This is a genomic window from Shewanella sp. UCD-KL21, assembly GCF_001957135.1.
Taxonomy (GTDB): domain Bacteria; phylum Pseudomonadota; class Gammaproteobacteria; order Enterobacterales; family Shewanellaceae; genus Shewanella.
In genome coordinates this window covers 60289-83835 of the sequence record NZ_MPHK01000009.1, presented here as the reverse complement: position 1 = coordinate 83835, position 23547 = coordinate 60289, and the positions used below count along the sequence as shown (strand labels likewise).

At 43.9% G+C, this 23547-nt stretch carries 23 protein-coding genes; all 23 read right to left on the bottom strand.

Annotated elements, in window-relative coordinates; all coding sequences use genetic code 11:
• Window positions 1–8: 8 nt before the first annotated feature.
• The 23 genes from BM739_RS10140 to fliS all read right to left on the bottom strand — a co-directional run bounded on the left by BM739_RS10140 (window position 9) and on the right by fliS (window position 23547).
• Window positions 9–728: an RNA polymerase sigma factor FliA gene (locus tag BM739_RS10140; protein ID WP_076540254.1), complete on the bottom strand. Its 720-nt coding sequence runs from the start codon at window positions 726–728 to the stop codon at window positions 9–11.
• Window positions 721–1602 carry a MinD/ParA family protein gene (locus BM739_RS10135; RefSeq protein WP_076540438.1) on the bottom strand — a complete coding sequence of 294 codons (882 nt, stop codon included), beginning with the start codon at window positions 1600–1602 and terminating at the stop codon, window positions 721–723. Before BM739_RS10135 ends, BM739_RS10140 begins: the two co-directional genes overlap by 8 nt.
• A 4-nt stretch (window positions 1603–1606) precedes the next feature.
• Complete coding sequence (flhF, locus tag BM739_RS10130) at window positions 1607–2992, bottom strand: flagellar biosynthesis protein FlhF (RefSeq protein ID WP_076540251.1); 1386 nt, start codon at window positions 2990–2992, stop codon at window positions 1607–1609.
• A 30-nt stretch (window positions 2993–3022) separates the two neighbouring features.
• Window positions 3023–5122 carry a flagellar biosynthesis protein FlhA gene (flhA, locus tag BM739_RS10125; protein WP_076540248.1) on the bottom strand — a complete coding sequence of 700 codons (2100 nt, stop codon included), beginning with the start codon at window positions 5120–5122 and terminating at the stop codon, window positions 3023–3025.
• A gap of 115 nt (window positions 5123–5237) precedes the next feature.
• Window positions 5238–6368, bottom strand: coding sequence for a flagellar biosynthesis protein FlhB (gene flhB, locus BM739_RS10120; RefSeq protein ID WP_076540246.1), 1131 nt, complete (start codon window positions 6366–6368; stop codon window positions 5238–5240).
• A 7-nt stretch (window positions 6369–6375) separates the two neighbouring features.
• Entirely contained in the window at window positions 6376–7179 is an 804-nt protein-coding gene (fliR, locus tag BM739_RS10115; RefSeq protein WP_076540244.1) for a flagellar biosynthetic protein FliR, read from the bottom strand.
• A 4-nt stretch (window positions 7180–7183) separates the two neighbouring features.
• Window positions 7184–7453, bottom strand: a complete 270-nt coding sequence (gene fliQ, locus BM739_RS10110; RefSeq protein WP_076540242.1) for a flagellar biosynthesis protein FliQ — start codon at window positions 7451–7453, stop codon at window positions 7184–7186.
• A 12-nt stretch (window positions 7454–7465) separates the two neighbouring features.
• Entirely contained in the window at window positions 7466–8173 is a 708-nt protein-coding gene (gene fliP, locus BM739_RS10105) for a flagellar type III secretion system pore protein FliP (protein WP_254843530.1), read from the bottom strand.
• 38 nt (window positions 8174–8211) lie between these two features.
• Complete coding sequence (gene fliO / locus BM739_RS10100) at window positions 8212–8637, bottom strand: flagellar biosynthetic protein FliO (RefSeq protein ID WP_254843529.1); 426 nt, start codon at window positions 8635–8637, stop codon at window positions 8212–8214.
• 30 nt (window positions 8638–8667) lie between these two features.
• Window positions 8668–9051 (bottom strand): flagellar motor switch protein FliN, encoded by a 384-nt coding sequence (gene fliN / locus BM739_RS10095; protein ID WP_076540237.1) that lies wholly within the window; start codon window positions 9049–9051, stop codon window positions 8668–8670.
• Between the two features lie 171 nt (window positions 9052–9222).
• Complete coding sequence (gene fliM / locus BM739_RS10090; protein WP_076540236.1) at window positions 9223–10248, bottom strand: flagellar motor switch protein FliM; 1026 nt, start codon at window positions 10246–10248, stop codon at window positions 9223–9225.
• Between the two features lie 26 nt (window positions 10249–10274).
• Window positions 10275–10799 carry a flagellar basal body-associated protein FliL gene (gene fliL / locus BM739_RS10085; protein WP_076540234.1) on the bottom strand — a complete coding sequence of 175 codons (525 nt, stop codon included), beginning with the start codon at window positions 10797–10799 and terminating at the stop codon, window positions 10275–10277.
• Window positions 10800–10890: 91 nt separating this feature from the next.
• Window positions 10891–12363, bottom strand: coding sequence for a flagellar hook-length control protein FliK (locus BM739_RS10080; RefSeq protein WP_139326868.1), 1473 nt, complete (start codon window positions 12361–12363; stop codon window positions 10891–10893).
• 126 nt (window positions 12364–12489) lie between these two features.
• The gene (fliJ, locus tag BM739_RS10075; RefSeq protein ID WP_076540231.1) at window positions 12490–12936 is read right to left on the bottom strand and encodes a flagellar export protein FliJ; all 447 of its coding nucleotides are present in this window, start codon (window positions 12934–12936) and stop codon (window positions 12490–12492) included.
• Window positions 12936–14273 (bottom strand): flagellar protein export ATPase FliI, encoded by a 1338-nt coding sequence (fliI, locus tag BM739_RS10070; RefSeq protein WP_076540229.1) that lies wholly within the window; start codon window positions 14271–14273, stop codon window positions 12936–12938. Before fliI ends, fliJ begins: the two co-directional genes overlap by 1 nt.
• On the bottom strand, window positions 14242–15234 hold the full coding sequence (gene fliH / locus BM739_RS10065) for a flagellar assembly protein FliH (RefSeq protein ID WP_076540227.1): 993 nt from the start codon (window positions 15232–15234) through the stop codon (window positions 14242–14244). The genes fliI and fliH overlap by 32 nt, the downstream gene beginning before the upstream one ends.
• Window positions 15235–15278: 44 nt before the next feature.
• On the bottom strand, window positions 15279–16322 hold the full coding sequence (fliG, locus tag BM739_RS10060) for a flagellar motor switch protein FliG (RefSeq protein ID WP_076540225.1): 1044 nt from the start codon (window positions 16320–16322) through the stop codon (window positions 15279–15281).
• A complete protein-coding gene (gene fliF / locus BM739_RS10055; protein ID WP_076540223.1) occupies window positions 16312–18006 on the bottom strand; it encodes a flagellar basal-body MS-ring/collar protein FliF in 1695 nt (564 codons plus the stop codon). The genes fliG and fliF overlap by 11 nt, the downstream gene beginning before the upstream one ends.
• Before the next feature lie 54 nt (window positions 18007–18060).
• Complete coding sequence (fliE, locus tag BM739_RS10050; protein WP_076540221.1) at window positions 18061–18402, bottom strand: flagellar hook-basal body complex protein FliE; 342 nt, start codon at window positions 18400–18402, stop codon at window positions 18061–18063.
• 228 nt (window positions 18403–18630) lie between these two features.
• Window positions 18631–19974, bottom strand: a complete 1344-nt coding sequence (locus tag BM739_RS10045) for a sigma-54 dependent transcriptional regulator (RefSeq protein ID WP_076540219.1) — start codon at window positions 19972–19974, stop codon at window positions 18631–18633.
• Window positions 19967–21142, bottom strand: a complete 1176-nt coding sequence (locus tag BM739_RS10040; RefSeq protein WP_083698124.1) for a PAS domain-containing sensor histidine kinase — start codon at window positions 21140–21142, stop codon at window positions 19967–19969. The genes BM739_RS10045 and BM739_RS10040 overlap by 8 nt, the downstream gene beginning before the upstream one ends.
• Window positions 21143–21314: 172 nt before the next feature.
• A complete protein-coding gene (locus BM739_RS10035; RefSeq protein ID WP_076540217.1) occupies window positions 21315–22745 on the bottom strand; it encodes a sigma-54 dependent transcriptional regulator in 1431 nt (476 codons plus the stop codon).
• A 397-nt stretch (window positions 22746–23142) separates the two neighbouring features.
• Complete coding sequence (gene fliS, locus BM739_RS10030) at window positions 23143–23547, bottom strand: flagellar export chaperone FliS (protein WP_076540215.1); 405 nt, start codon at window positions 23545–23547, stop codon at window positions 23143–23145.

Sequence of the window (23547 nt, the reverse complement as noted above, 5' to 3'; positions counted from 1 at the left end):
ATTAGTAATTATACCTGTGTCCAGTGCTTGAGTTTGCCTTTGAGACGCAGCATTGCCTGACTTAATATCTGGCTAACACGCGACTCGCTGACCTCAAGAACGGCACCGATTTCTTTTAAATTTAACGCTTCGTCATAATATAGCGACAAAACTAGCGCATCTCTTTCGGGTAAAGTGGTAATTGCTTGTGCTAATGCCGATTTAAACTGCACTTCAGCTAAAGAATCAAAACTTTCATCCTCAGTTAATTCATCAGACACAATCACATCTTCTGAAACACCTAAGTCTTCAATCCCAATAACTTTTCCTACTGAAACATCGTTCAAAATATGGTGATATTCTTCAAGAGACATTTCCAATTTTTCTGCAATTTCAGTATCTCTGGCATCACGGCCTAATTCTTGACCCAGTTCATCGATAACTTGTGCAACACGGCGTTGGTTTCGATGTACCGAGCGCGGCACCCAATCACCACGGCGAATTTCGTCGATCATCGAGCCACGAATTCGGATCCCAGCAAAGGTTTCAAATTTGGCGCCTTTAGAGCCATCAAACTTTGATGATGCTTCCAGTAGCCCCATCATCCCAGCTTGCAATAAGTCATCAAGTTGCACCGATGCTGGCAGCCTTGCCAACATATGATGTGCAATTCTTTTTACCAACGGTGCATACTGTTCAACAATTGAGGTTTTATTATCAAACTGAGTATACGCGGCGGCTTTATTCACTCGGTGTATCCTCTTTTACTTCTTTGCGCTGAACAAGACGTTCAACAAAGAACTCTAGATGACCACCAGGCTGTTGTGGCACAGGCCAGCTCATGATTTTATTGGCTAAACCGTGGTAAGCAATGGCCGCTGGTGATTTTGGAAATGCTTCCACAACCAACTTCTGCTTACGTACTGATTTACGTAAATTTTCATCAAATGGCACTGTCGCAACCAGCTCTAAAGCCACATCTAAAAATCTATCGGTTACTTTACTTAACTTGGCGAATAACTCCATGCCTTCTCGCAAACTACGCACCATATTTGCCACAATTTTGAAGCGGAACACACCGTGCTCACGACTTAATATTTTAATCAGGGCATAGGCATCGGTTATTGATGTCGGTTCATCACAAACCACAATCAATACATCTTGTGAGGCACGGGAAAAACTCAGCACCATATCAGAGATACCCGCTGCGGTATCAACGATTAAAATATCAAACTGGGTTTTCATATCGCTAAAGGCGCGAATTAATCCAACATGTTGCGCTTGGGTTAATTCCACCATCGCTTGAGTGCCTGATGTGGCTGGTACAATACCAATGCCTTTGGGGCCTCGAACAATAATGTCGTCTAATTCTGCTTCGCCAGATAATACGTGAGATAAGTTTTTCTCAGCTCGAATACCTAACATCACATCAACGTTGGCGAGTCCTAAATCGGCATCGAGTACTAAAACCCGTTTGCCTTTCTCAGCAAGTGCTACCGCGGTATTAATCGACACACTGGTTTTACCCACGCCGCCTTTACCACCGCTGACTGCAATTACTTTTACTTTATCGTTATTTGGTTGATTCATCATACGTAAACCACTTGCTTGATCTCGGGTCATATCTTTACTCGAATGCATAGGCCATGTCATTTGACCACGCAGTGTCAGGTGACGTTTGAGGTTTTGTTTCGTTTAGTGCTGCTAACGCTTGTCTTGCTAATGAAAGCGTATCGGCAACCTGCATATCTTCTGGAACGCGTTGGCCATCAGTAATATAACTTAATGGCAACCCGTTTTGGATTAATACACTTAATGCGCCAGCAATGGATACTGACTCATCTAATTTCGTCAGTATACACCCCGATAACGGGATTCTTTTAAAATGTTCTACGGCATCGACTAACACTCTTCGTTGAGAGGTTGCCGACATCACCAAATAACTACGAATGGGTATTCTGGTGTTCGCCATCAAATCATCTAACTGCTGATAAAGGCGTAGATCTCGTTGCCCCATACCCGCAGTGTCAATCAAAACTAACTTTCGATTCTTAAACTGATAAAGAATTTGTTCTAATTCAGTTAAATCATGTGCTTGTTTAACTGGACAGCCCATTATTTTGCCATAAGTTGCCAATTGCTCAAAGGCTCCAATACGATAATGATCTGTGGTAATTAACGCAACTTGTTCTGGGCCATGATGAGCGGCAAATCTGGCCGCAATTTTAGCCAATGAGGTGGTTTTACCGACACCGGTTGGACCGACAAATGCGACCACGCCACCAGTACGGACAATATCGTCACCTTGGTTATCGAGTAGATTGGCCAAACTTTGGGGTAAGGCTCTGACTAAATCGGCGGGAGAAAACTGCTGACTCAGGCTGGATAACTTGGCAGCGACAGCAGGCGAGAACTCTGCGGCAATTAATTTACTTTCAAGCATTGCGCCCACAGGATCGGTGCGTTTTTTCTGTTCTTTCATTAATGAAGAAACTTGATGAGTTAGCAAACCGCGCAGTGACGCCATCTCTTCTCGCATCGCTTCCATTTCAGCTGAATGGCCTTTATTGGAAGATCTAGACGGCTCAATGTGTTGCTGATGCTGCCTTGGTTCTTTAGCTACAGGTTTGCTTGCTTCTAACTGTTTAGCCCAATCTGGTAATTCCGGCTCTTCATGTTGCTGGGAGATTTGTTGCTGCAGGCGGCTATGCTGCTTTTCTAATAACGCCTGCAGTGAATCAGCAACTGGCGGCGGGCTGACTTTAGTGTGCGCTTTAATGGCAGGTTTGTTAGCACCAATTGACACTCGGTCTTCAGTCACATCCATAAAGGCTGCAACCGGCGATTTTACGGCAACATCAACTTTAGGTTCATCGTAGTCAACTGCTGCAACAATTTCGATGCCACCAGTTACTTTCTTATTCGACATGATCACCGCGTCAGAGCCCAAAGTCTCTTTGACTTGAGCTAATGCTGAGCGCATATCCTTGGCAAAAAATCGTTTAATTTTCACTACGTACCTCTTTCAAACTGAAAGTCATTGCTATTGCCCAACTGCAGATACTATGCGTATTTGCTTTTCATCGGGTATTTCTTGGTAAGAAATTACCCGTAAATTAGGAATGGTGTATTTCACAAACCGCGACAAAGTTGACCTAAGCATGCCAGATGTCAATAAAATGGCTGGTTGACCGACCATTTCTTGCTTCTGTGAAGCATCTAATAATGACTTCTGCATACGTTCTGCAAGGCCTGGCTCAATATTGGGCCCTTCACCGCCTGTTGCCTGCATAGACTTGTGCAACATCTGTTCCAACTCTGGCGCCAATGTTATGACAGGGATTTCCAACTCAGGCCCAGAGATCTCTTGCACTATCATTCGTTTCAAGGCAATACGTACTGCAGCGGTTAACACTTCAGTATCATTACTTTTGCTGCCGTATTCTAACAGTGTTTGCACGATTGTGCGCAAGTCTCGGATAGAAACTCCTTCATTAAGAAGGTTTTGCATCACTTTTACCACTGAACCTAGCGGCATAACGTCTGGTATAAAGCCATCGACTAACTTCGGCGAGTTTTTCGATAGCATATCCATCAACTGCTGCACTTCTTCATAGCCCAATAATTTAGCCGCATTATTGGTCAGTAGCTGGCTAATATGGGTGGCAACCACAGTCGCGGTATCAACCACGGTATAACCTAATGTTTGCGCGTGTTCACGTTGCTCTGGTGCTATCCACACGGCTTCTAAACCAAAAGCAGGATCTTTGGTCTCTATGCCATCAAGCTTGCCATAAACTTGACCAGGATTAATCGCTAACTCGCAATCATGTCTTACTTCTGCTTCGCCAACCACCACGCCCATTAAGGATATTTGATAGCAGTTGGGGGATAAATCTAAGTTGTCACGGATATGCACCGCCGGTACCAAAAAGCCCAATTCCTGCGATAACTTTTTACGCACCCCTTTAATGCGACTGAGTAACTCGCCGCCTTGGCCTTTATCTACTAGCGGAATAAGTCGATAGCCCACTTCAAGGCCTATGGTGTCTACATGATGCACATCTTCCCAGCTTAGCTCTTTAGGCTCAGCCTCTTTGACATCGGTTGGGCCTTTAACTGCTTTTTCTAGCGCGAGGGTTTTATTGTCGTTATTGCGTTTATAAATAAAATAAGCTGCGCCTGCGGTAATGAATGCAAACGTTAAAAAAGCAAAATGTGGCATACCTGGGACAACGCCCATAACAAAAAGCACCGCTGAGGCAATGGCCATAGACTTAGGACTATGGAACATTTGGCTGATCATCATCCCGCCCATATCGCCAGACTCATTTTGGCGCGTCACCATCAAGGCGGCTGCGATAGATAAAAGCAAGCCAGGTATTTGCGCCACCAAGCCATCACCAATGGTCAATAAGGTATAAATTTCCACCGCGCTTGAAAAGTCCAAGCCGTGCTGCACCATGCCGATGACAAAACCGCCAAGGATATTAATGACCAGAATCATAATCCCGGCAATAGCATCCCCTTTGACAAATTTTGAGGCACCGTCCATCGCGCCATAAAAGTCGGCTTCTTTCGTCACTTCAGCACGGCGAATACGTGCTTGATCTTGAGTTAATGTACCAGCATTTAAATCGGCATCAATGGCCATTTGTTTACCCGGCATGGCGTCCAAGGTAAAACGCGCGCTTACTTCTGAAATGCGCCCCGCACCTTTGGTTACTACGGCAAAGTTGATGATGATCAGGATTAAAAACACAACTAAACCCACAGCATAGTTACCGCCAATCACCACCGAGCCAAAGGCTTCAATCACCTTACCCGCGGAGTCGCCACCGTTATGCCCCTCAAGTAACACGATTCGTGTTGAGGCCACATTTAATGCTAAGCGTAATAAGGTAGCCACCAGTAAAACAGTCGGAAAGGCAGCAAAATCGAGTGGGCGATCACTGTAAATAGCGACCAGTAACACGATTAACGCGAGGGAAATATTAAAGGAGAATAAAATATCAAGCAGAAATGGCGGCATCGGCAATACCACCATACCTAATGCAGCCAGCACCAATAATGGGGTACCAATACCTTTGAATGTGCTAAATCGTATTTGCTTTGCTTGACCTAGCGCTGTCTTTACATCCATTAACCGTAAACCCTTTCGTAATATTTTTGACGCTGACATCAACGAAATGCAATTACTAAGCCAAGCTATGAGTCAATAGCCGCGGTTACGGTTTGAATGCCTAAAAACACCGCAGTTAATGTTTTAAATCATCCGGAATAGGTTGGTTGAGCGGAATAGGTTTTGGACGTTTACCGCGACCCTTTTGGTATTGTTTTAACTGAAATACGTAAGCTAAGATTTGTGCAATGGCGGTAAATAGCCCTTCCGGTACCTGTTGATCGATTTTAGTTGTGTGATATATGGCTCTGGCTAGCGGCGGCGCTGACACAATTGGTACTTCGTGCTCTCGGGCTATTTCGCGAATTTTAAAGGCCACATCATCAACCCCTTTTGCCACTAAAAATGGCGCAGATGAGCGACTGGCATCATATTTTACTGCCACAGCGTAATGCTCTGGGTTAACCACAATCACATCGGCATTAGGCACTTCTGACATCATGCGCTTATTGGCCAATTCATGCTGCATTTGCCGTATGCGGCCTTTTACTTCAGGCTTACCTTCAGAGTCTTTATACTCGTCTTTAACCTCTTGTTTGGTCATTTTAAGCTGTTTATTGTGGTTCCATATTTGAAATGGCACATCAATAACCACGATCAGTAGCATTGATGAACACAATAAAATAAACATCCATACCAACAGATCCAGTGCGTGATAAATATTCCCCGGTAAATGGCCCATGGACAAGGTCAAAATATCGTAAAAGTAAAACGACAGTAAAAAGTAAGCCGAAATCGCCACCACTAAAAATTTAGCAATACCTTTAGTCAGCTCAACTAATGCCTGAGTGCCAAACATCCTTTTAAAACCTTTAGCTGGATTCATTTTACTGCCCTTAGGCATAAAGGCTTTAACTGAAAAAGTGATGCCACCTAAGACAATATTGCCAAGAAAGGCAATAAGGGCAAGAAAGGCAATAAAGCTAAATAATGGCCAAGCAAGCTCAGCGCCAATAACGCCCCAAACCCGAAACATCGAGTTGGTGTCATAGATCTGATCCCGCTCCATGGTGAGCATTTGCGTCATTACACTGTGTAAACTGCGCGCAAGATCTTCGCCTACAAAGGCAAACCCTACAGCAGAAGCTAATAATACCGCTGCAGTACCTAACTCTTTAGAACGGGCGACCTGACCTTTTTCACGGGATTGTTCCAGTCGCTTGGCGGTGGGTTCCTCGGTGCGTTCTTGACCGGTATCTTCTGCCATCTTGTTCCTACTGGCTTATGGAACCGTCAATGTGACAGGTCAGTTGTAAAATATCGCACATCAGCAGCTGGGCTTGCAGCCACACCTGATCAAAATGGGACATGATAGGGCCTAGAGTCAGCCATAGAATAAATAAGCCACTGACCATAGTCACTGGAAAGCCGATGGCAAAAATGTTCAGCTGCGGTGAGGCTCGGGTCATGACCCCAAAAGAAAGGTTAATAAGCAATAAGGCCACAATGGCTGATATCGACATGGTTAACGCCGCGCCAAACATATAACTGCCAAACTCGGTGAGTTTTTTATAATTGGCGATGCTAAAGCCTTCGGTTGAAACTGGAATGGTTTCAAAGCTGGCCACCAGCATTTTAAACATCAATAAATGACCATCGACACTTAAAAAAATCAAGGTCGCCAGTAATAAAAAGAAGTTACCAACTACCGGGGTTTGCTCACCTGAGCCGGGGTCCACCATGGAGGCGAAGCCTAAACTGGTTTGCATACCGATAATTTGCCCTGTTAATACAAAAGTTTGCATCACTAAAATGGTCACAAAACCAATAGCTGTGCCCACTAAAATTTGCTGGGCTGAGACAAACACGGCAGTTAAGGAAAATAGCTCCACGTATGCGGTTTGCGGTAATACCGGCGCAACGGCAATGGTGATGGCCATCGCCAATAATAAGCGGATCCGCGACGGAGTGGTATTGGCGCCAAAGACTGTCATTACCATTAGCATTGAAGAAATACGAAACAGCGGCCAAATATAGGCGGCAATGGTTTGGCTAATTTCCTCGAACAGAATATCCAATGCGCTAACCTATAACCTGCGGGATCATATCCACCATATTATAGAAAAAATCCATCATGGTTTGCACCAACCAATGACCTAAAAACATCAGTGAAAACAGTGTCATTAATAGACGTGGTAAGAAGCTCAAGGTTTGTTCGTTAATCGAGGTGGCAGCCTGAAATACCGCCACAATCAAACCGACAAACAAGCCCGGTAAGATAATTGCCGACACAATCAGCACAATAACGGACAAAGCTTCACGAAAAATATCAATTAATGACTCTGGTGACATCAGCCCTGCTCCCTATGTGCCGAAACTACTGGCCAAGGTGCCCAGTACTAAGCCCCAACCATCCACCAAAACAAACAGCATGATTTTAAAGGGTAAGGACACAATCATCGGTGACAGCATCATCATACCCATTGCCATCAAAATACTGGCAACCACCAAATCCAATACCAAAAATGGCACAAATAACATAAAGCCAATTTGAAAAGCGGTTTTAAGCTCACTGGTGATAAACGCTGGTATCAACACGCTCATCGGTGCCAGCTCAGGGGAAGTAATATCGGTATAACCTGAAATTTCGACAAAGGTTTCTAAATCTGTGGTTCTGACTTGCGCCAACATAAACTGCCTTAAGGGCTCTTTACCCACTTCAAAGGCTTGCTGCATTGTCAGAGTTTCATTCATGTAAGGTTTTACCGCTTCAGCATGAATTTTATCAAATACTGGCGCCATGATAAAAAAGGTCATGAACATGGTAATGCCAATGAGCACCTGATTTGATGGGGTTTGTTGTAAACCTAATGCTTGGCGCAAAATAGATAGCACCACGATAATACGAGTAAATGAGGTCAGCATTATTACCATTGCAGGAATAAAGCTCATGGCCGTCATTAGCAGTAAAATCTGCATAGTGACTGAATATTCGGTACTGCCGTCAGCCCCTGCAGTCACTGTCACCGCTTTTAGTAAGCCATCGTCTGCAAAACTAACAGGCGTGAACATTAATCCAGCCAACAAAGCCAGCACTATCCATCTTTTCATTATTGCTGTTCCTTGGCCTTGACTGTTGCTTGCACTTTGGCTTGCTTGAGACGAGTGGCAAAACTAGTGGTTTCTATTTCAACGTTTGTGTCTAGCTTATCAATAAGGTTAACTTGCTGTGAGGTCACCCCCAAAAGATACTGCTGGCCTTCAAGTTCAACCAAAACCAGCTTTTCTTTTTGACCCAGAGGCGTCATGGCGATGGTTTTTATCACCCCTTGATTTGACTGGACTAAGTTTAATTTTTTGACAATAAATGCCAATAAAAAAATGATAGCGACGACTAAAATAAGCCCGCCCATTATACTTGAGAGCGCAGCCACATTTGATGTTTCTGGCGCTTTAGAAACGCTGGTGGCAACTGCGGTTGTTGCCGTGTCAGTAAGCGCAGAGCTAGCTAATGCTAGCGAGGAGAACACATTCAACACAGGGTTAAATCCTTAATGCTTGTTCGATTACTTTAACTTCTTAATGCGTTCTGTTTGGCTAATCACATCTGTCAGACGAATACCAAACTTGTCATTCACCACAACCACTTCACCATGAGCGATAAGCGTGCCATTTACCATCACATCAAGGGGCTCACCAGCAACACGATCTAGCTCGACCACCGAGCCTTGGTTCAGTTGCAGCAAGTTACGAATACTAATAAAACTGCGACCGACTTCCATCGAAATCGTTACCGGTATATCCATAATGGCATCAAGCTTTTCAGCTTGATCATGCGAGATTGGCGCAGCTTCATCTACCAGTTCATCAAGGGCGACTTGTTCAGCTTCTTTTGCTTCTTCAAGTGCCTGCTCTGCCATTGCTGCAGCCCAATCATCGGTATCACTCATGTATATCACCTTAAAATTCTGACATGTTATCCGTTAAATATTCACGGACAATAATTATTAAATCTATAAATTATTATTCATTTTCAACATTTTATTTAAACATACGCTCTTTAAATAAGCGTTCTTTTAAACAAGATTGTTAAAATAAAACTATTTTTGAAATAAGCCTGTCTATAGCACAGTAAGATCGCGGGCTTTGCCTTTACGAGTAATTAGCTGTAATTCTGATTTCGCCGTTTCAGGCCTTGGAATAACTTCACTAATTTTTAATGCCAAATTTTCGCGGGATTGACCTAACTTACAGCGGTAAGTCGGTAAGTCCTCAACTCGCATCATCACATGCTCAGGCAGCTCAATAGGAATAATATCCCCCGCTTTAAAGCCCATCACATCTCTTAATGTCACTTCATGCTCAATGATGTTGGCATCAATCCCTACTTGCACATCCATGATCTCATCACGCAATGCTTGGCCCCAACGCATATCGGTATCTTGTTTATCACTTTGAACACCGGCATCAAGCAGCTCACGAATAGGCTCGATCATCGAATATGGCATGGTGATATGAAAATCACCGCCACCGCCATCCACTTCAATATGAAAAGAGTTAATCACCACCACTTCTGTTGGGCTAACAATATTGGCCATGGCAGGGTTGACCTCTGAGTCTAAATACTCAAACTCAACATCCATTACAGGTGCCCAAGCATCTTTATAATCTTCAAAAATGATTTTCAATAGCAGCTGGACGATACGACGCTCAGTGGGAGTAAATTCACGCCCTTCAATTTTTGCATGAAAGCGGCCATCACCACCAAAAAAGTTATCTACTAAAATGAAGACTAACCGTGCTTCCATAGTGATAAGCGCCGTGCCTTTTAGCGGACTAAAGCGCACCATATTCAGGCTGGTTGGTACGAATAAGGTATGAACGTACTCACCAAATTTCAGCATTTGCACGCCGTTAATAGACACTTCAGCAGCACGGCGCATCATGTTAAACATGCTGATGCGTAAGTGACGAGCAAAACGTTCATTTACAATTTCAAGGGTTGGCATTCGCCCACGAACAATGCGATCTTGAGATGAAAAGTCATATGCTTGAGTCTCATCACTATCATATAAATCATCTTCATCAACATCGTCGACGCCATGGAGTAGCGCATCAATTTCGTCTTGGCTTAATAAATCACTCACATCATCACCTTGGATTTTTCATGGCGTTATTGCATTACAAAACCAGTAAAAAGTACTTTTTCAACGACTTTTTGGCCGGTTATGGGTTGCAATGTATTTTGAACATTTAATAGGGCTAATTGGCGCAACTCATCTTTGCCCGCTTGGGTACTTAGCTTTTGTACATCAGCTGCGCTAAATGTGTTTAAAAGCGCATGTTCAATTAAAGGAATATGCATTTTTGCAGTAACGCCGTCATCCCCTCGCACCATTAACTGCACTTTTATTTCAACTAAACGTGAACGATTAGCACCTGCTAAATTGAATAAAAATGGTCTTGGCATACCTACATAGTTTGCCTTGCCTTTAACCACATCAGATACGACTGTTGCAGCACCTATGTCAGTTGCAGGTGAGTTTGCAGTCGCTTTAGCATTGTCGCCAATAAAAAACAGCACTGCCACGGCAATGCCTGCCAGCAGCAACACCCCAACCACCAAAAAGATAACCATTTTATTGATACTTTTGGGTGGGTTTTGGGTGGTTAATTCTAAAGAAGCTTCTTCTGGCATAAATGATTCCATCACGCTATTGTTATTATTGTGTTAACTAAGTTTCAGCTTAGTTTTTGATTTTGCGACCATTAGCCCATAGGTTACCGACTTAAGCGTAATAATCTATAGCAGAACTGCCACTCATGGCATGTTTTGTGACTATCTCAAGTTCTTGTGCTGAAATTTCATCCAAAACCCCGTCATTCCTAGCACTCGACTCATCATAATCAGAATTTTTCTGCTGTTCGCCGTCTTGAGAAACATGACTGTCAGCCAATTGCAGCCCTTCTTCAGCTAGCATTTCCCGTAGCCGAGGAATAGCTTGCTCCAATAGATCTCGGGTTTGTGTCTGCGCCACTTGAAATTGCACTTGGGTTTGATCGCCATTAACTTGAACTCTGACCACCATATGGCCAAGCTCTGCCGGATCTAATCGAATTTCCGCATGTTGAATGCCCTGTCCGACCATAGTCATGAGTTGTTGCTTCATCACAGGAGCGAACTTTTGGATCATCTCCTGCATTTGCCCTACCGACTCAGAACCTTGACGTAAGGATAATTGAAATTGCGGCACATCACTTTTATGCACTGAAGTTAAGCTACTTTGATTTTGTATCGCCTTGAGATCCACAGGTTCTGCATCAACAGCAAACTCAGCAGCGCTAAGGGCAATGGCATTATTTGCTAGGATATTACTACTAGGACTATTGGCAGAGGAAGGAGTAGCTGACTTATCCATGGATACCGATAACTCCGCTTTACTCAGATTAACCCCTGATTCTTTTGAGGTTATTTTACCTTCAATACTGTCAGGGGCGCCTAAAGTTTTGCTGGCATCAACTAAGTTTTTGTTTACATCAACAGCTGCACTATTGTTATCCATTTGGTGTTTATGAATTGAGCTAAAGCCACTGCTAAGCGCAAGGGCTGGTTTTTCAGCATTATCTATGGTGCTGGTTGTGGCTAGCTCAATCAAAGGGAGTAATGCTCCAGCTTGGATGGGACTTTGCTGGTTAAAGTCAGTGATCAGCTGATTTAACTCCTTGACTGATAATGCTGACAACTCAGCTGCAGACATTGCACTAAATTCTGATAAATTTTGCAGCTGCGCAGCTGAATAGTCACTTAAAAATTCTGTAGTTAAACTGTCGATATCTGCTGCCATAGCATCCGTTTTTGGCACTGAAATCGCTTCAGCTAAGTGACCTAAAGCCTCTTGTGTCAGTTCAGCTGGATCGGCCTCAATAGCCAGCGGCAATATGTTGCCACCTGTTAGTTGACTATTGGTTTCGAAATTTTCTGCTAAGTCAATTTGAGCAAAGATTAAAGCAATATCGGTTTCTGCAGCAATATGCTCTGGTGAGGCATTGTCATCCTCCAGATTAATATCTGTGTTATTTTCAGAAGCTTGCTCAGTGTTACCCTGCCTATCATCAGTTTGAGAAACTTGATTAAGCGCCGACAAAAAAGATGGGCTATCAGTAGCTTGCGGCGTCTCTCCCGTTGGGGAATTCGCCATTTTATTGCTATTTCCAAGTAAAATATTACTCACTTGCTGCATAACAAACTCCGAGTTAATCACACCGAAAACCTATTGGCGCTATAAAATTATGAAAGTCACATTGCTGACGCTTTTATTATTAATAACCAACCAAGCAATTAGAGTGCCAGAATAAAAATTAATTAGGCTAAAAACGGATAAGGGTATTTAACGCGGGGTTTTACGAATAAACTGCTGCATCGCAAATTCATCTGAGGCTTTTTGCTCTTGTTTATTGGCTATTTGCTGGGCTTTTTGGGCATTTTTAGCTAACAACAATTCAACCGCTTTACGCTTTTGCTGCTTTTGTTGCCAATGAACTTGTCGATGTTGGGTCTGATTTTGTGCTTCTCTAACGGTATTAACTTGCTGCACTAAGGCTTGATCAACTTGCTTAATAAATTCATGAAAAGAGTGATATTCACTGGCACTTAAGGTCTTGCCTTGATTCTCACCCATTTGCTTCATGTACTCGAGGCGATAATTATTTAGCGCCTCTAATTGCCCCTCAAATCGTTGTTGCTCTAATTGAGCCGACTTGAGCTGCAACGCAGCTTGCTCTTCTGCTTCTTTATTGAGTTTAAGCACTGTGATTAATGGATCAGCGCGGCGCATTATTTACACTGAGCAGCAATCTGCCCGACCATGGTTTGACTGTTATCAAAGGATATAACATCTTTAAATCCTTGGCGTAAAAACGCATTCATCGCTGGTTGTAACCGAATAGCATTATCAATGCGCGGATCGCTACCTTGCGAATAAGCCCCAATTGAAATTAAGTCTCTGTTTTGCTGATAAAGCGAATACATCTGTTTAACCAAACGCATGGACTCTAAATGTTCAGGGCTAATCACCATAGGTGCGACGCGGCTAATAGACTGCTCAATATCAATGGCGGGGTAATGGCCAGAATCAGCCAGCGTTCGTGATAACACAATATGGCCATCTAAAATCGCCCGTGACGCATCGGCAATGGGATCTTGTTGATCGTCACCTTCAGTAAGCACGGTATAAAATGCGGTAATCGAACCTTGACCCGGAGCGCCGTTACCAGCCCTTTCAACCAAGCGGGGTAATTTAGCAAACACCGATGGCGGATAACCTTTGGTCGCCGGAGGCTCACCTACAGCCAAGGCGACTTCACGCTGAGCTTGGGCGTAACGGGTTAAGCTGTCCATCAATAACAATACGTTATAACCCAGGTCTCTAAAATACTCAGCAATACGTGTTGAGGTTTCACAGGCCCGCAAACGCATCAATGGTGAAGTATCAGCAGGGGCTGCGACCACCACAGATCTGGCTCGGCCTTCTGGGCCTAAAATCTCTTCAATAAACTCTTTTACTTCACGGCCACGTTCACCCACTAGCCCCACCACAATAATGTCAGCGGTGGTGCCGCGCGTCATCATGCCTAACAGCACACTTTTACCCACACCAGAGCCGGCAAACAAACCCATTCGCTGGCCTTTACCTACGGTCAACATGGCATTAATGGCTCTAACACCGACATCTAATGGTTCGGTAATCGCGCGGCGTGACAAAGGGTTAATGGGCGGCGCATGACGCGAGGCATGTTGCTCAGTATTTAACGGCCCAAGGCCATCAAGGGGTAAACCGCTGCCGTCTAAAACCCGGCCTAATAAACTTAAGCCAACATTTAAACCTGACTGCTCACCTAAAGGCTGCACTCTTGCTCCAGGTAGCACCCCTCTTAATTCATCAACCGGCATAAGGTAAAGCAGCTCATCATCAAAACCCACCACTTCAGCCACTAACTCACCCGCCATGGTTTCGATAGAGCATAAACTGCCAACAGGGGCTCTACAGCCGGTCGCTTCGAGAGTTAAACCAACAACCCTAACCAGCTGACCACTGGCCACAGGTCTAATGGGAGTGACTTTATTACTATGAAGTTTAAATTTATTCAGCAATTGATGTTGGCGATTTAGCATCATCTACCTCATCAACAAGGTGTAAGCTCTCTTCATTTGGCGCAGCAGAGACATTGCCGGCTGACACATTGCCAGCCGTCGATTGCTCCTGCTCTGCTCCCACCACGGTAAGGCTACACTCGGAAGCTTCATCAACAATGCTAGTGGTATAGCGGCTAGAGTCTGACTTGATCGCTTGCACATTGGCTTGAATACCTGCCACTTGTTGTTGCAAGCCGCTGAGCGCTTGAGTCATACGTGCTTCAACTCGTAAATCGACACTGGAGCGCTCGCTATGAATCACGCAGTCACCGTTATTAAGGGATGGATCGGCTTCGATTTCCCAACGATTCTTAGCTAATTGCGCTTCAGAGTATAATTGATTAACTAGCTCAGCATCAGCAGGATTAAACCTCAGGGTTACTTGTTGTTTTTTAATTGGTAACGAGTCAACCCCTTGACGCAGCACAGATAAAATATGTTCAGGATGAGTTTGTAATTCGTTGCTGACAATAGATTTCGCTAGATTAATGGATAACTGTAATAGCTCGGCTTCGATTTCAGCATCGAGTACTAATAATGGCTGTTCAAACTGCTCAACTAAGCCTGATAAACGCTCAAGCATCTCATTGGCTTTTGCTAAACCCACTTCATAACCTTGTTGCTCACCCTGAGAAAAACCTTCAGCGTGACCTTGCTCTAAACCTTCAAGCCGACCTTGCTCCGTGCCTTTCGCTAGACCGTCAAGCTGACCTTGCTCAAAACCTTCTTGTTCAGCTTCAACTCGAATTTGCTCTATTTCAGCCATGGTAGGCGGTAAAAGGGGCTTGTCTTCAGCAACAGGCTGAGAATTTTGCCGACCTAGTTGGCCAAATAAATTTGAGCCATTGTCGGTTTTTGGCTGGGAAACATCGGGTAATTGCCAATGGCTAAAATCTTCATCCACTTCTGTTAGGTTATTATTCTTATTAGCTTCAGTCATGATTGGTCTGGTTGTACCTCGTTATAAAATCGGCTTAGATCGGGCTATAGGAACTCATCACCACCGCCGCCACCGAGCATAATTTCGCCGCTGTCACTTAATCGACGCGCAATCGCAAGGATCTCTTTTTGAGCCATTTCCACTTCACTGATCCTTATCGGCCCCATGGCTTCAAGATCATCACGTAATAGCTCACCTGCTCGCTTGGACATATTACCAATAATTTTGTCAGATAACTGATCATCAGCACCTTTTAATGCTTTCATTAACACATCTTGTTGAACTTCACGCAGCAAGGCTTGAATACCGCGATCATCCACATCAATTAAGTTTTCAAACACAAACATCAGATCTTGAATTTGCTGCGCCATTTCTTCATCAGATTCGCGCATGGTTTCCATGATCTGGCCTTCAACTCCTGTATCGAGGAAGTTCATGATATTGGCCGCCGCTTTCAAGCCGCCCATTTTCGCCGCTTGCGCGCCGCCTTGTCCGGCAAATTGTTTTTCCATGATGTCGTTTAATTCTTGTAATGCCGCCGGCTGCACTTCTTCTAAGTTAGCAATGCGCATCATCAAATCTAAACGGGTATTTTCAGGGAACTGACTGAAGATTTCAGCCGCTTGATCAGGCTCTAAATAAGATAAAACAATAGTTTGGATTTGTGGATGCTCGTTTTGAATAATGGTTGCCACTTGGCGGGCATCCATCCATTTCAATGAATCTAAGCCTTTAGCGCCACTGCCCATGATAATTTGTTCAATCAAATTACCAGCTTTGTCTTCACCTAGGGCTGCTGTTAATGCTTTGCGGACAAACTCTTCACTGTTAAAACCAATAGAAGAAAACTTCTGAATTTCTTCCAAAAACAGCTTATGTACCCCAATGACTTTTTCTTGTCCAAAATCTTGCATGGCGGCCATGGCCATACCCACTTTTTGAACTTGTTTTGGCTCTAAGTGCTTTAAGATTGAGGCCGCATCAGCCTCACTTAAACTCAGTAATAATATCGCGGTTTTTTCAATGCCACTCAGCTCTTCAAGATTAGTTTGTTGAGCCTCTGGGGCTGCAATAGGGTTATTTGCCATCTTCTTGTAACCAACTCTTAATTACTTGGGTAGAAAGTTCAGGTTCATTAGCCACTAATGCCCTAATCGACTTAATCATATCATCATCTTTATGCAGGTTTGGTATTTGAATCGAGCCATCATCGGCATAACTATAATCTGCTTGCTGGCTATTGAGCATACCCAAGGTATCGGCGGCATATTGATCTTCAATCTCAGCTAATTCATGACCTAAGCGCGGCTCTTCGGGCATCTCGACTTCGTCGTTATTAAACAAACGATTTAACATAGGTCTAATCACAAACAAAATCAGCACTAAGACTAAAAACGCCCCTAACACCAATCTCACCGCGCGCCAAAACCAAGGCTGCTCCCACATTTCAGCGGCGGGCAGTTCTTCAATCAGTTGGTTCATAAACGGTACTGTCACCACTTCTAAGCTATCACCACGTTGACTGGTAAAGCCCATCGCCCCTTCAAGTAAGCGGCGAATATTGGTTAGCTCTTGCTCGGTGCGCGGAATGCGGCTCACTATGCCAGCTTCATCAGCAGGTCCCGGTTTATAATCAATGGCCACAGACACGCTCACTCTGCGCACCACGCCCACTTGCTGGCGGGTATGACTGATGGTGGTATCAAGCTCAAAATTGCGGGTTGCTTCTCTATGGCTATTGCCATTAACTGCAGTGGTTTGTTCAGTGCCGGCTACTTGAGGAATATCTGAATCCATAGGTGGCTGATTAGTTAACGCCCCAGGAATACCGCCCATTGATTGGCCGCTTGAATTGCGCTCTATGGTCATTTCACTGCGCACAGCCGGTAAATCAGGCGAAAAACGTTTGGCGGTTTGCTCAACCGCAGTAAAGTCCATGTTGACATCAACTTGAGCGGTGAAGTTTTCAGGGCCTAAAATCGGCATTAAAATCGAGTCAATTTTGTTGCGATACTCAGCCTCTTGATGCTGCACTAATTCAAGTTCGCGGCGCGCTCGTGATGAGGCGCCATCTTGACTGCCTGAATTCAGTAAGCGGCCATTTGAATCGGTCACGGTCACGCGACTTGGCTCTAAGCCTTGTACTGCTGAAGCAACAATATCAACAATAGAGTCAATCTCTTCTTGGCCAAGACTGCCACGACGCACACTAACAACCACGGTCGCGCTCGGCTTAGATTTATTTCGGGCAAAGACGTTTTCTTTCGGAATAGCTAAAATCACTTTGGCGCGGCTAATGCTTTTAAGCTCTTCTATCACTCTAGCTAAATTAACTTCTTGGCTTTGTTTTAGGCGCGCTTGCTCCATGCGCTGACTAACACCAAAACCGCTGTCTTGGCTCAAATAATCCGTTGGTTGGCTACTGGCTTCAACGCCTGCACGGCCCAGCAGCAGTTTGACATTTTGATATTTGTTTTCAGGAATACTGACAACATCACCAGAGATTTTATAAGCAATTTTATTCTTATCTAAAACGTCCAATACTTGGATCATTTCAGCGGTTTCCATTTGCCCTAAAGGTCGGTATTCAGGCTCTTGCGCCCAAATAATCATAAATACCGCCAGTACCAGACATACCGCCAAAGCCAATATCATGGTGATTTGGCGCATAAAGTCAGCACTACCAAACGAGCTCTTCAAGCCAGGTTTATTTTCCTGCTGAATCCCTTTGCTATCCACTCTATCTGAATCTAATACTAGATCTGTGCTCACAATATTTACCTATTTAAATACAACAACATCAATAACAAAATCAATAATAAAAGCCTAAACAGGCATGCTCATAATTTCTTTATAAGCTTCTACCAGCTTGTTTCTCACTTGCACCGTTGCTTCAAATGCAACCCCGGCTTTTTCACGGGCAATTACGGTATCAGATAAGGTCACAGTGCTATCGCCCATCTCTAATCGGGTGGCTAAATTAGCTGAGTTTGATTGTAAATCAGCCACGCCACCAACCGCTTGAGATAACAATTGGCCAAAGTCAGCACCTGAAGTGTTACCGACTTTTTGAATCATATCCGCTTGAATAGGTGAACCAAGATTAGGCGAAATTTCACCCCGTAAGGATTGCATTTCTTGTAAAAAAGGATTTGAACTAATCTGCATTGTAAACTCCATTCGTCGGATATTTGACGACTTAAAAACAGTTACAATAGATTTAGCAAGTAGGATGCCAACAATAGCTTAAATTCACTTAAGCCCATGAAAAGAATTTAAAAACAACTTGAATGGCTGAAAAACACACAAAACAGAACCGCTTTAATATCATCAAAGCGGCTAAGGTAATATTTTAGAATTTAGCGTTAACTATACAGTTGAACTAAGGGTCGATATTTACGCGGGGACTTGAATCCCCAAGTCACGCATTTTAGCCATTTTATAGCGCAATGTTCTGGCGCTAATGCCCAGCTTCTCTGCTACCTCTTTACGGCTACCATTACAAAGATTTAAGGTTTCCAAAATAATCACATGCTCTTGAGCCTGCAGTTCGCCCCCAAGCCCATCCGTTTCAGCAGCGGCCACGGGTTGCTCATTGGGGCTCAAGGTAACATCTTCAGCTTCAAGAATAATATCCGCGCCAGTTATCGCCTCACCATTATTCAGTATCAAGGTGCGCTGAATGACATTATCCAGTTCTCGGACATTACCCGGCCAGCGATAGGCCAATAAACGCCGACAAGCCATGTCGTCTAATTGCGGCACTGGCGACACATTAAATGCCTTGGCATGCTTAACCAGCAAGTGCCTTGCTAAGGGTAAAATATCAGCTGGTCGTTGGTTTAATGCAGGCCAGGTTAATGGAAATACATTAATGCGGTAATATAAATCTTCTCTAAATGCGCCCGATGTTGCCATGGACTTTAAATCACGGTTTGAGGTCGCCAGCACTCTTACATCAAGGGATATGGTTTTGCGGCCACCTAAACGCTCCACTTCGCGCTCTTGCAGCACTCGCAATAATTTAGCTTGCAGCCCTAGCTCCATCTCAGAAATTTCATCAAGCAGAATGGTGCCGCCTTGAGCCTGTTCAAATTTGCCCGGACATGCCTGATAAGCGCCTGTAAACGCGCCTTTTTCATAACCAAATAAGGTGGCTTCAAGCATATTTTCAGGAATTGCAGCGCAATTAATGGCGATAAAAGGTTTTTCAGCGCGAGGGCTGTTTTGATGAATATAACGCGCCAGTACCTCTTTACCTGAGCCACTTGGCCCCATGATCATCACAGAGGCATCAGAGCTTGCTACCCGCTGGGCAATATTAAGTAGCGCCAAGCTTTTGTCATCGGCGACTACAGGTTGACCTAAATTTTGCTTCAGGGGCAAATAACGAGACACCTGATTTAACAACACTTCAGGCGCAAAAGGTTTCGCCAGATAATCCGCCGCGCCAAGTTTTATGGCGCTCACCGCACTGTCAATAGTGGCAAAAGCGGTCATTAATAAAATCGGTACTTTACTGTGGTTTTGCTGTAAATAGTTTAATAGCCCTAAGCCGCCAATGCCTTCCATTTGCACATCACTGATAACCATATCAAAGCTTGTTGTTTTCATGGCAATAATGGCCTCTTCTGCAGAGCCCACATCAACGCAGTCATACTGAGCTAGCATTAGGGTATCGAGTAAGGCTTCACGCAGCGCGGCATCATCTTCAACTAACAGTAACTTAGCTTCACTCATGGGATCCCTCCACTGTTTTATTGGCTTGTTGCGTGTCTTTAGCTATAGGAAATGATAGTCGAATTAAGCTGCCTTTGTGGGGCTGCGATGTCACCTGTAATCTGCCGCCATGATTTCTCACCACGGTTTGCACTACCGCTAACCCTAGGCCTGTCCCTTGGCTTTTAGTGGTAAAAAAAGGCTCCAATATTTGTTGCTGCATCTCTTTTGATAAACCCTTACCGTTATCAATCACATCGATATTAATGCCGTGTTCATCTTCACCAGTCACAATCTGAATTTCAGTGGCATTGGCCTCTAGACTGTTCATCACCAGATTATTAATCGCCGAGCTTAAGGCATTGGCGTTTGCAATAATGTGTTTATCGGTTTGATCAACAAAGTGTAATTTACACTGCTTGTTTTCAACAATGGGCTCACAATTTGCCAGCACAGGCTCAATAATATCGGCAGTCGATGTCGCCTCTGCGGCGCCATCTTGTTTGTTTCTTGCCATCAGCAGCATGTCATTAACTTGACGCTCTAGCTCATTAAGTCTATCGACCAGCTTGCCTTGAAAACGCTTTTTAGCCGCATCATTTAATTTAGGGCTGGCAAGGTTTGATGCATATAACATCGCGGCCGATAACGGCGTTCTGACCTGATGCGCCAAGGTTGCCACCATTTTGCCCAGTGCTGATAAGCGCTGTAAATGAGATAGGTTTTTCTGTAATAAGCGGGTTTCAGTTAAGTCGGTTAATACAATTAACTGCCCAGGCTCTGGCGACAGTGGAGTAATCGCCAGCTTTACTCGGCGGCCATCTTTTAGTGATACTTCAAAACCATCATCATCTTGGGGCGAAAAAGAACGGTTAATAATGTCAAACCACTTAGCCCCTTGCAGCGGCCGACCTAATAAGTCAGTTGCGACAGGGTTAGCCAAGGTCACAATACCGTCACCATTGATAATCACTACACCTGAAGGCATAGCTTGAAGAATATGCGCCATTTGATTAGACATATTAGCTGCCTTTTGCGGACGTGATGTTTCAGCTTGCAGATCGAGGTTCACCGATTGACGCAGTGTAATTGGCGCTGCTGGCGCCTCGCTGACAATTGCTGCAGGCTCGGCTAGTTTGTAGCTGTCACAATACTGCGGCTGTTCTACTAGTGATTGCGCTGAATACATGGTCACTCCGTCAAAATAATAACTTTGTACTAGCCAATGCATTTGGTATGCCAGTTTAAAGTTTTTAACGGCGCAAAAGCAAAAGCATGCCCTAAGGCATGCTTTTTATTCGTTTTTTACTCATTTTGTCTATTGGTTATTCAGCAGTAAGTTACTGTCGGTAAACGCTTGATTAATCTTTACCCATACCGTACTTACGCATTTTTTCAACCAAGGTGGTTCGGCGTATACCTAACATTTCAGCGGCTCTAGCAACCACGTTATCTTGTTGCTCTAACGCTTGACGGATCATGTCAATTTCAAGCTCTGCCAATAAATCTTTAAGGTTTACCCCTTCAGGCGGTAATTCACTAGGAAAGCGGGTATCAGGTAGTTCGATTGGTTCATCATCATTGAAAATAGATGCCAATGCATCACGCTCTTGCTGCTCTTCACTGACTTCAACACAATACTCTGGCACATCGATATAACGATATTTTCTCGGTAAGTCATTGACATCGACCAAGCCACCCGGGAATAAAATCGTTAAGCGCTCGACTAAATTTGACAGTTCGCGGACATTACCAGACCAGTTATGGGCTTTTAAAGATTCAATCGCCCGCTGAGTAAAGCGAATTTTTCCGCGGCCTTCGTTAAAGACACGGCTCACAAGCTCTTGCAGTAATAATGGCACATCATCACTGCGCTCACTTAATGAAGGCATTTCAATTGGAAACACATTTAAGCGATAGTATAAATCTTCTCGAAATTCATTTTCGCTGATCATGGTTTCTAAATCACGGTGAGTGGCCGCGACAATGCGCACATCAGTGCTGATGGTTTTAGAGCCACCAACACGTTCAAATACTTTTTCTTGCAATACACGCAACAGTTTTACTTGCATTTGCAGCGGCATATCGCCGATTTCATCAAGAAACAGCGTGCCATTTTCAGCTAATTCAAAACGACCTTTACGGGTTGAAATCGCCCCAGTAAATGAGCCTTTTTCATGACCAAATAGCTCACTTTCTAATAATTCAGGTGGAATAGCGCCGCAGTTTACTGGAATAAACGGCCCATCGCGGCGATCAGACATGTAATGAATATTGCGGGCAACCACTTCTTTACCGGTACCTGATTGGCCTAATACCAATACCGTGGCATCAGAACTGGCCACTTGGCTTATAAGGTGCCTGACATTAGCAATACCTTCACTGCGGCCCACTAAACTTCTGAACAATTTAGTTTGGTTAGCGCTAGTGGGAGTTTGCGGTTGCTTTGCTTGGCCATAAACTTGGCAAAAATGCAGCAACTCAGTCAATTGCGGATAATTGATTGGCTCATCAATGGTGCCTAATACATTAGAGGTATTAATTTGGTTTTCACCCAGCAATAGCACAGGTTGCCAAGGCATTGATGACTGCACGCCTTTAATAAACTCAGTCGTGACCGATTGAGTATCAATGACTAACGCCCGATAACGACTATCAGCGGTTAATGAGGCAAGATCGTCTTGAGTAACCAGATGAAATTTTTCATCTAAAAAATCAAAAATACAACAAAGACGAGAGACACGCTCAGAAGGGTCAGCAACAATTAATATTCGTTGTTCTATTTGCATCATTAAGAAGGCCAAAGCTCGAGTTATTATTATTTCACAGCCATTATCACGCTATTGGTGATAAAACGGAAGTGCGACTTGATTGTGATAGTTACATGCAATAAAGATAAAGGCTTCACAACAAAGCTACTGCATATGCATTAATGCAACAATTTACCTATACGCTTTGAATACACTTCAGTAAATACTGACATCTGAGCAATATAGTCTAAACGCTTTTGTAAATGAATATTGTATTATCAGCCAGTGAGAATCAAGTGACAAACCGCAAAATTACAACATCTTACTGATTTATGGAACTAACAGTCTACTTTACACACAAATGCCAACAAACTGTTACTGGCTTTTGCAGTGTTTAAAACAAACAAAGGCGCTGGTAGCGCCTTTCGTTTAAGCTAACTTAACTAGCTTCAGACGTTACTTGGTGCATTTCTTCTGGAATTGCGTCCCAGCCTTCTTTAATGGTTCGTAACAACCCTGCCACTTCATCGATGGCTTCTGCATCATTATTGATGTTGGCATCAGATAATCTGCGCAACATAAAATCATACAACTGAGTTAAATTGCCAGCAACATCACCATCGGCTTCCATATTTAAACTGCCATTAAGCCCAGATATAATACCAATAGCCTTACCCAATAACTCACCTCGGCTGGCGATATCACCTTGACCAATGGCATATTTTGCTTGGGCAAGCCTTTCAAGTGCACCTGCTAATAACATTTGTATAATTCGGTGTGGCGACGCCACTGCCATGCCACTTTCGATTGATACCTTGCGATATGTCTGCAGTGAACCTCTCAT

Coding starts and splice junctions, on each gene's coding strand:
- fliS (WP_076540215.1), bottom strand. CDS start 23,547: ATGAGAGGTTCACTGCAGACATATCGCAAGGTATCAATCGAAAGTGGC.
- fliL (WP_076540234.1), bottom strand. CDS start 10,799: ATGCCAGAAGAAGCTTCTTTAGAATTAACCACCCAAAACCCACCCAAA.
- BM739_RS10045 (WP_076540219.1), bottom strand. CDS start 19,974: ATGAGTGAAGCTAAGTTACTGTTAGTTGAAGATGATGCCGCGCTGCGT.
- fliG (WP_076540225.1), bottom strand. CDS start 16,322: ATGGCAAATAACCCTATTGCAGCCCCAGAGGCTCAACAAACTAATCTT.
- fliJ (WP_076540231.1), bottom strand. CDS start 12,936: ATGCGCCGCGCTGATCCATTAATCACAGTGCTTAAACTCAATAAAGAA.
- BM739_RS10135 (WP_076540438.1), bottom strand. CDS start 1,602: ATGACCCGAGATCAAGCAAGTGGTTTACGTATGATGAATCAACCAAAT.
- fliH (WP_076540227.1), bottom strand. CDS start 15,234: ATGACTGAAGCTAATAAGAATAATAACCTAACAGAAGTGGATGAAGAT.
- fliQ (WP_076540242.1), bottom strand. CDS start 7,453: ATGTCACCAGAGTCATTAATTGATATTTTTCGTGAAGCTTTGTCCGTT.
- flhB (WP_076540246.1), bottom strand. CDS start 6,368: ATGGCAGAAGATACCGGTCAAGAACGCACCGAGGAACCCACCGCCAAG.
- fliP (WP_254843530.1), bottom strand. CDS start 8,173: ATGTTCACGCCTGTTAGTTTTGCAGACGATGGCTTACTAAAAGCGGTG.
- fliN (WP_076540237.1), bottom strand. CDS start 9,051: ATGAGTGATACCGATGATTGGGCTGCAGCAATGGCAGAGCAGGCACTT.
- fliE (WP_076540221.1), bottom strand. CDS start 18,402: ATGCAGATTAGTTCAAATCCTTTTTTACAAGAAATGCAATCCTTACGG.
- BM739_RS10040 (WP_083698124.1), bottom strand. CDS start 21,142: ATGTATTCAGCGCAATCACTAGTAGAACAGCCGCAGTATTGTGACAGC.
- BM739_RS10035 (WP_076540217.1), bottom strand. CDS start 22,745: ATGATGCAAATAGAACAACGAATATTAATTGTTGCTGACCCTTCTGAG.
- fliI (WP_076540229.1), bottom strand. CDS start 14,273: ATGCTAAATCGCCAACATCAATTGCTGAATAAATTTAAACTTCATAGT.
- flhA (WP_076540248.1), bottom strand. CDS start 5,122: ATGGATGTAAAGACAGCGCTAGGTCAAGCAAAGCAAATACGATTTAGC.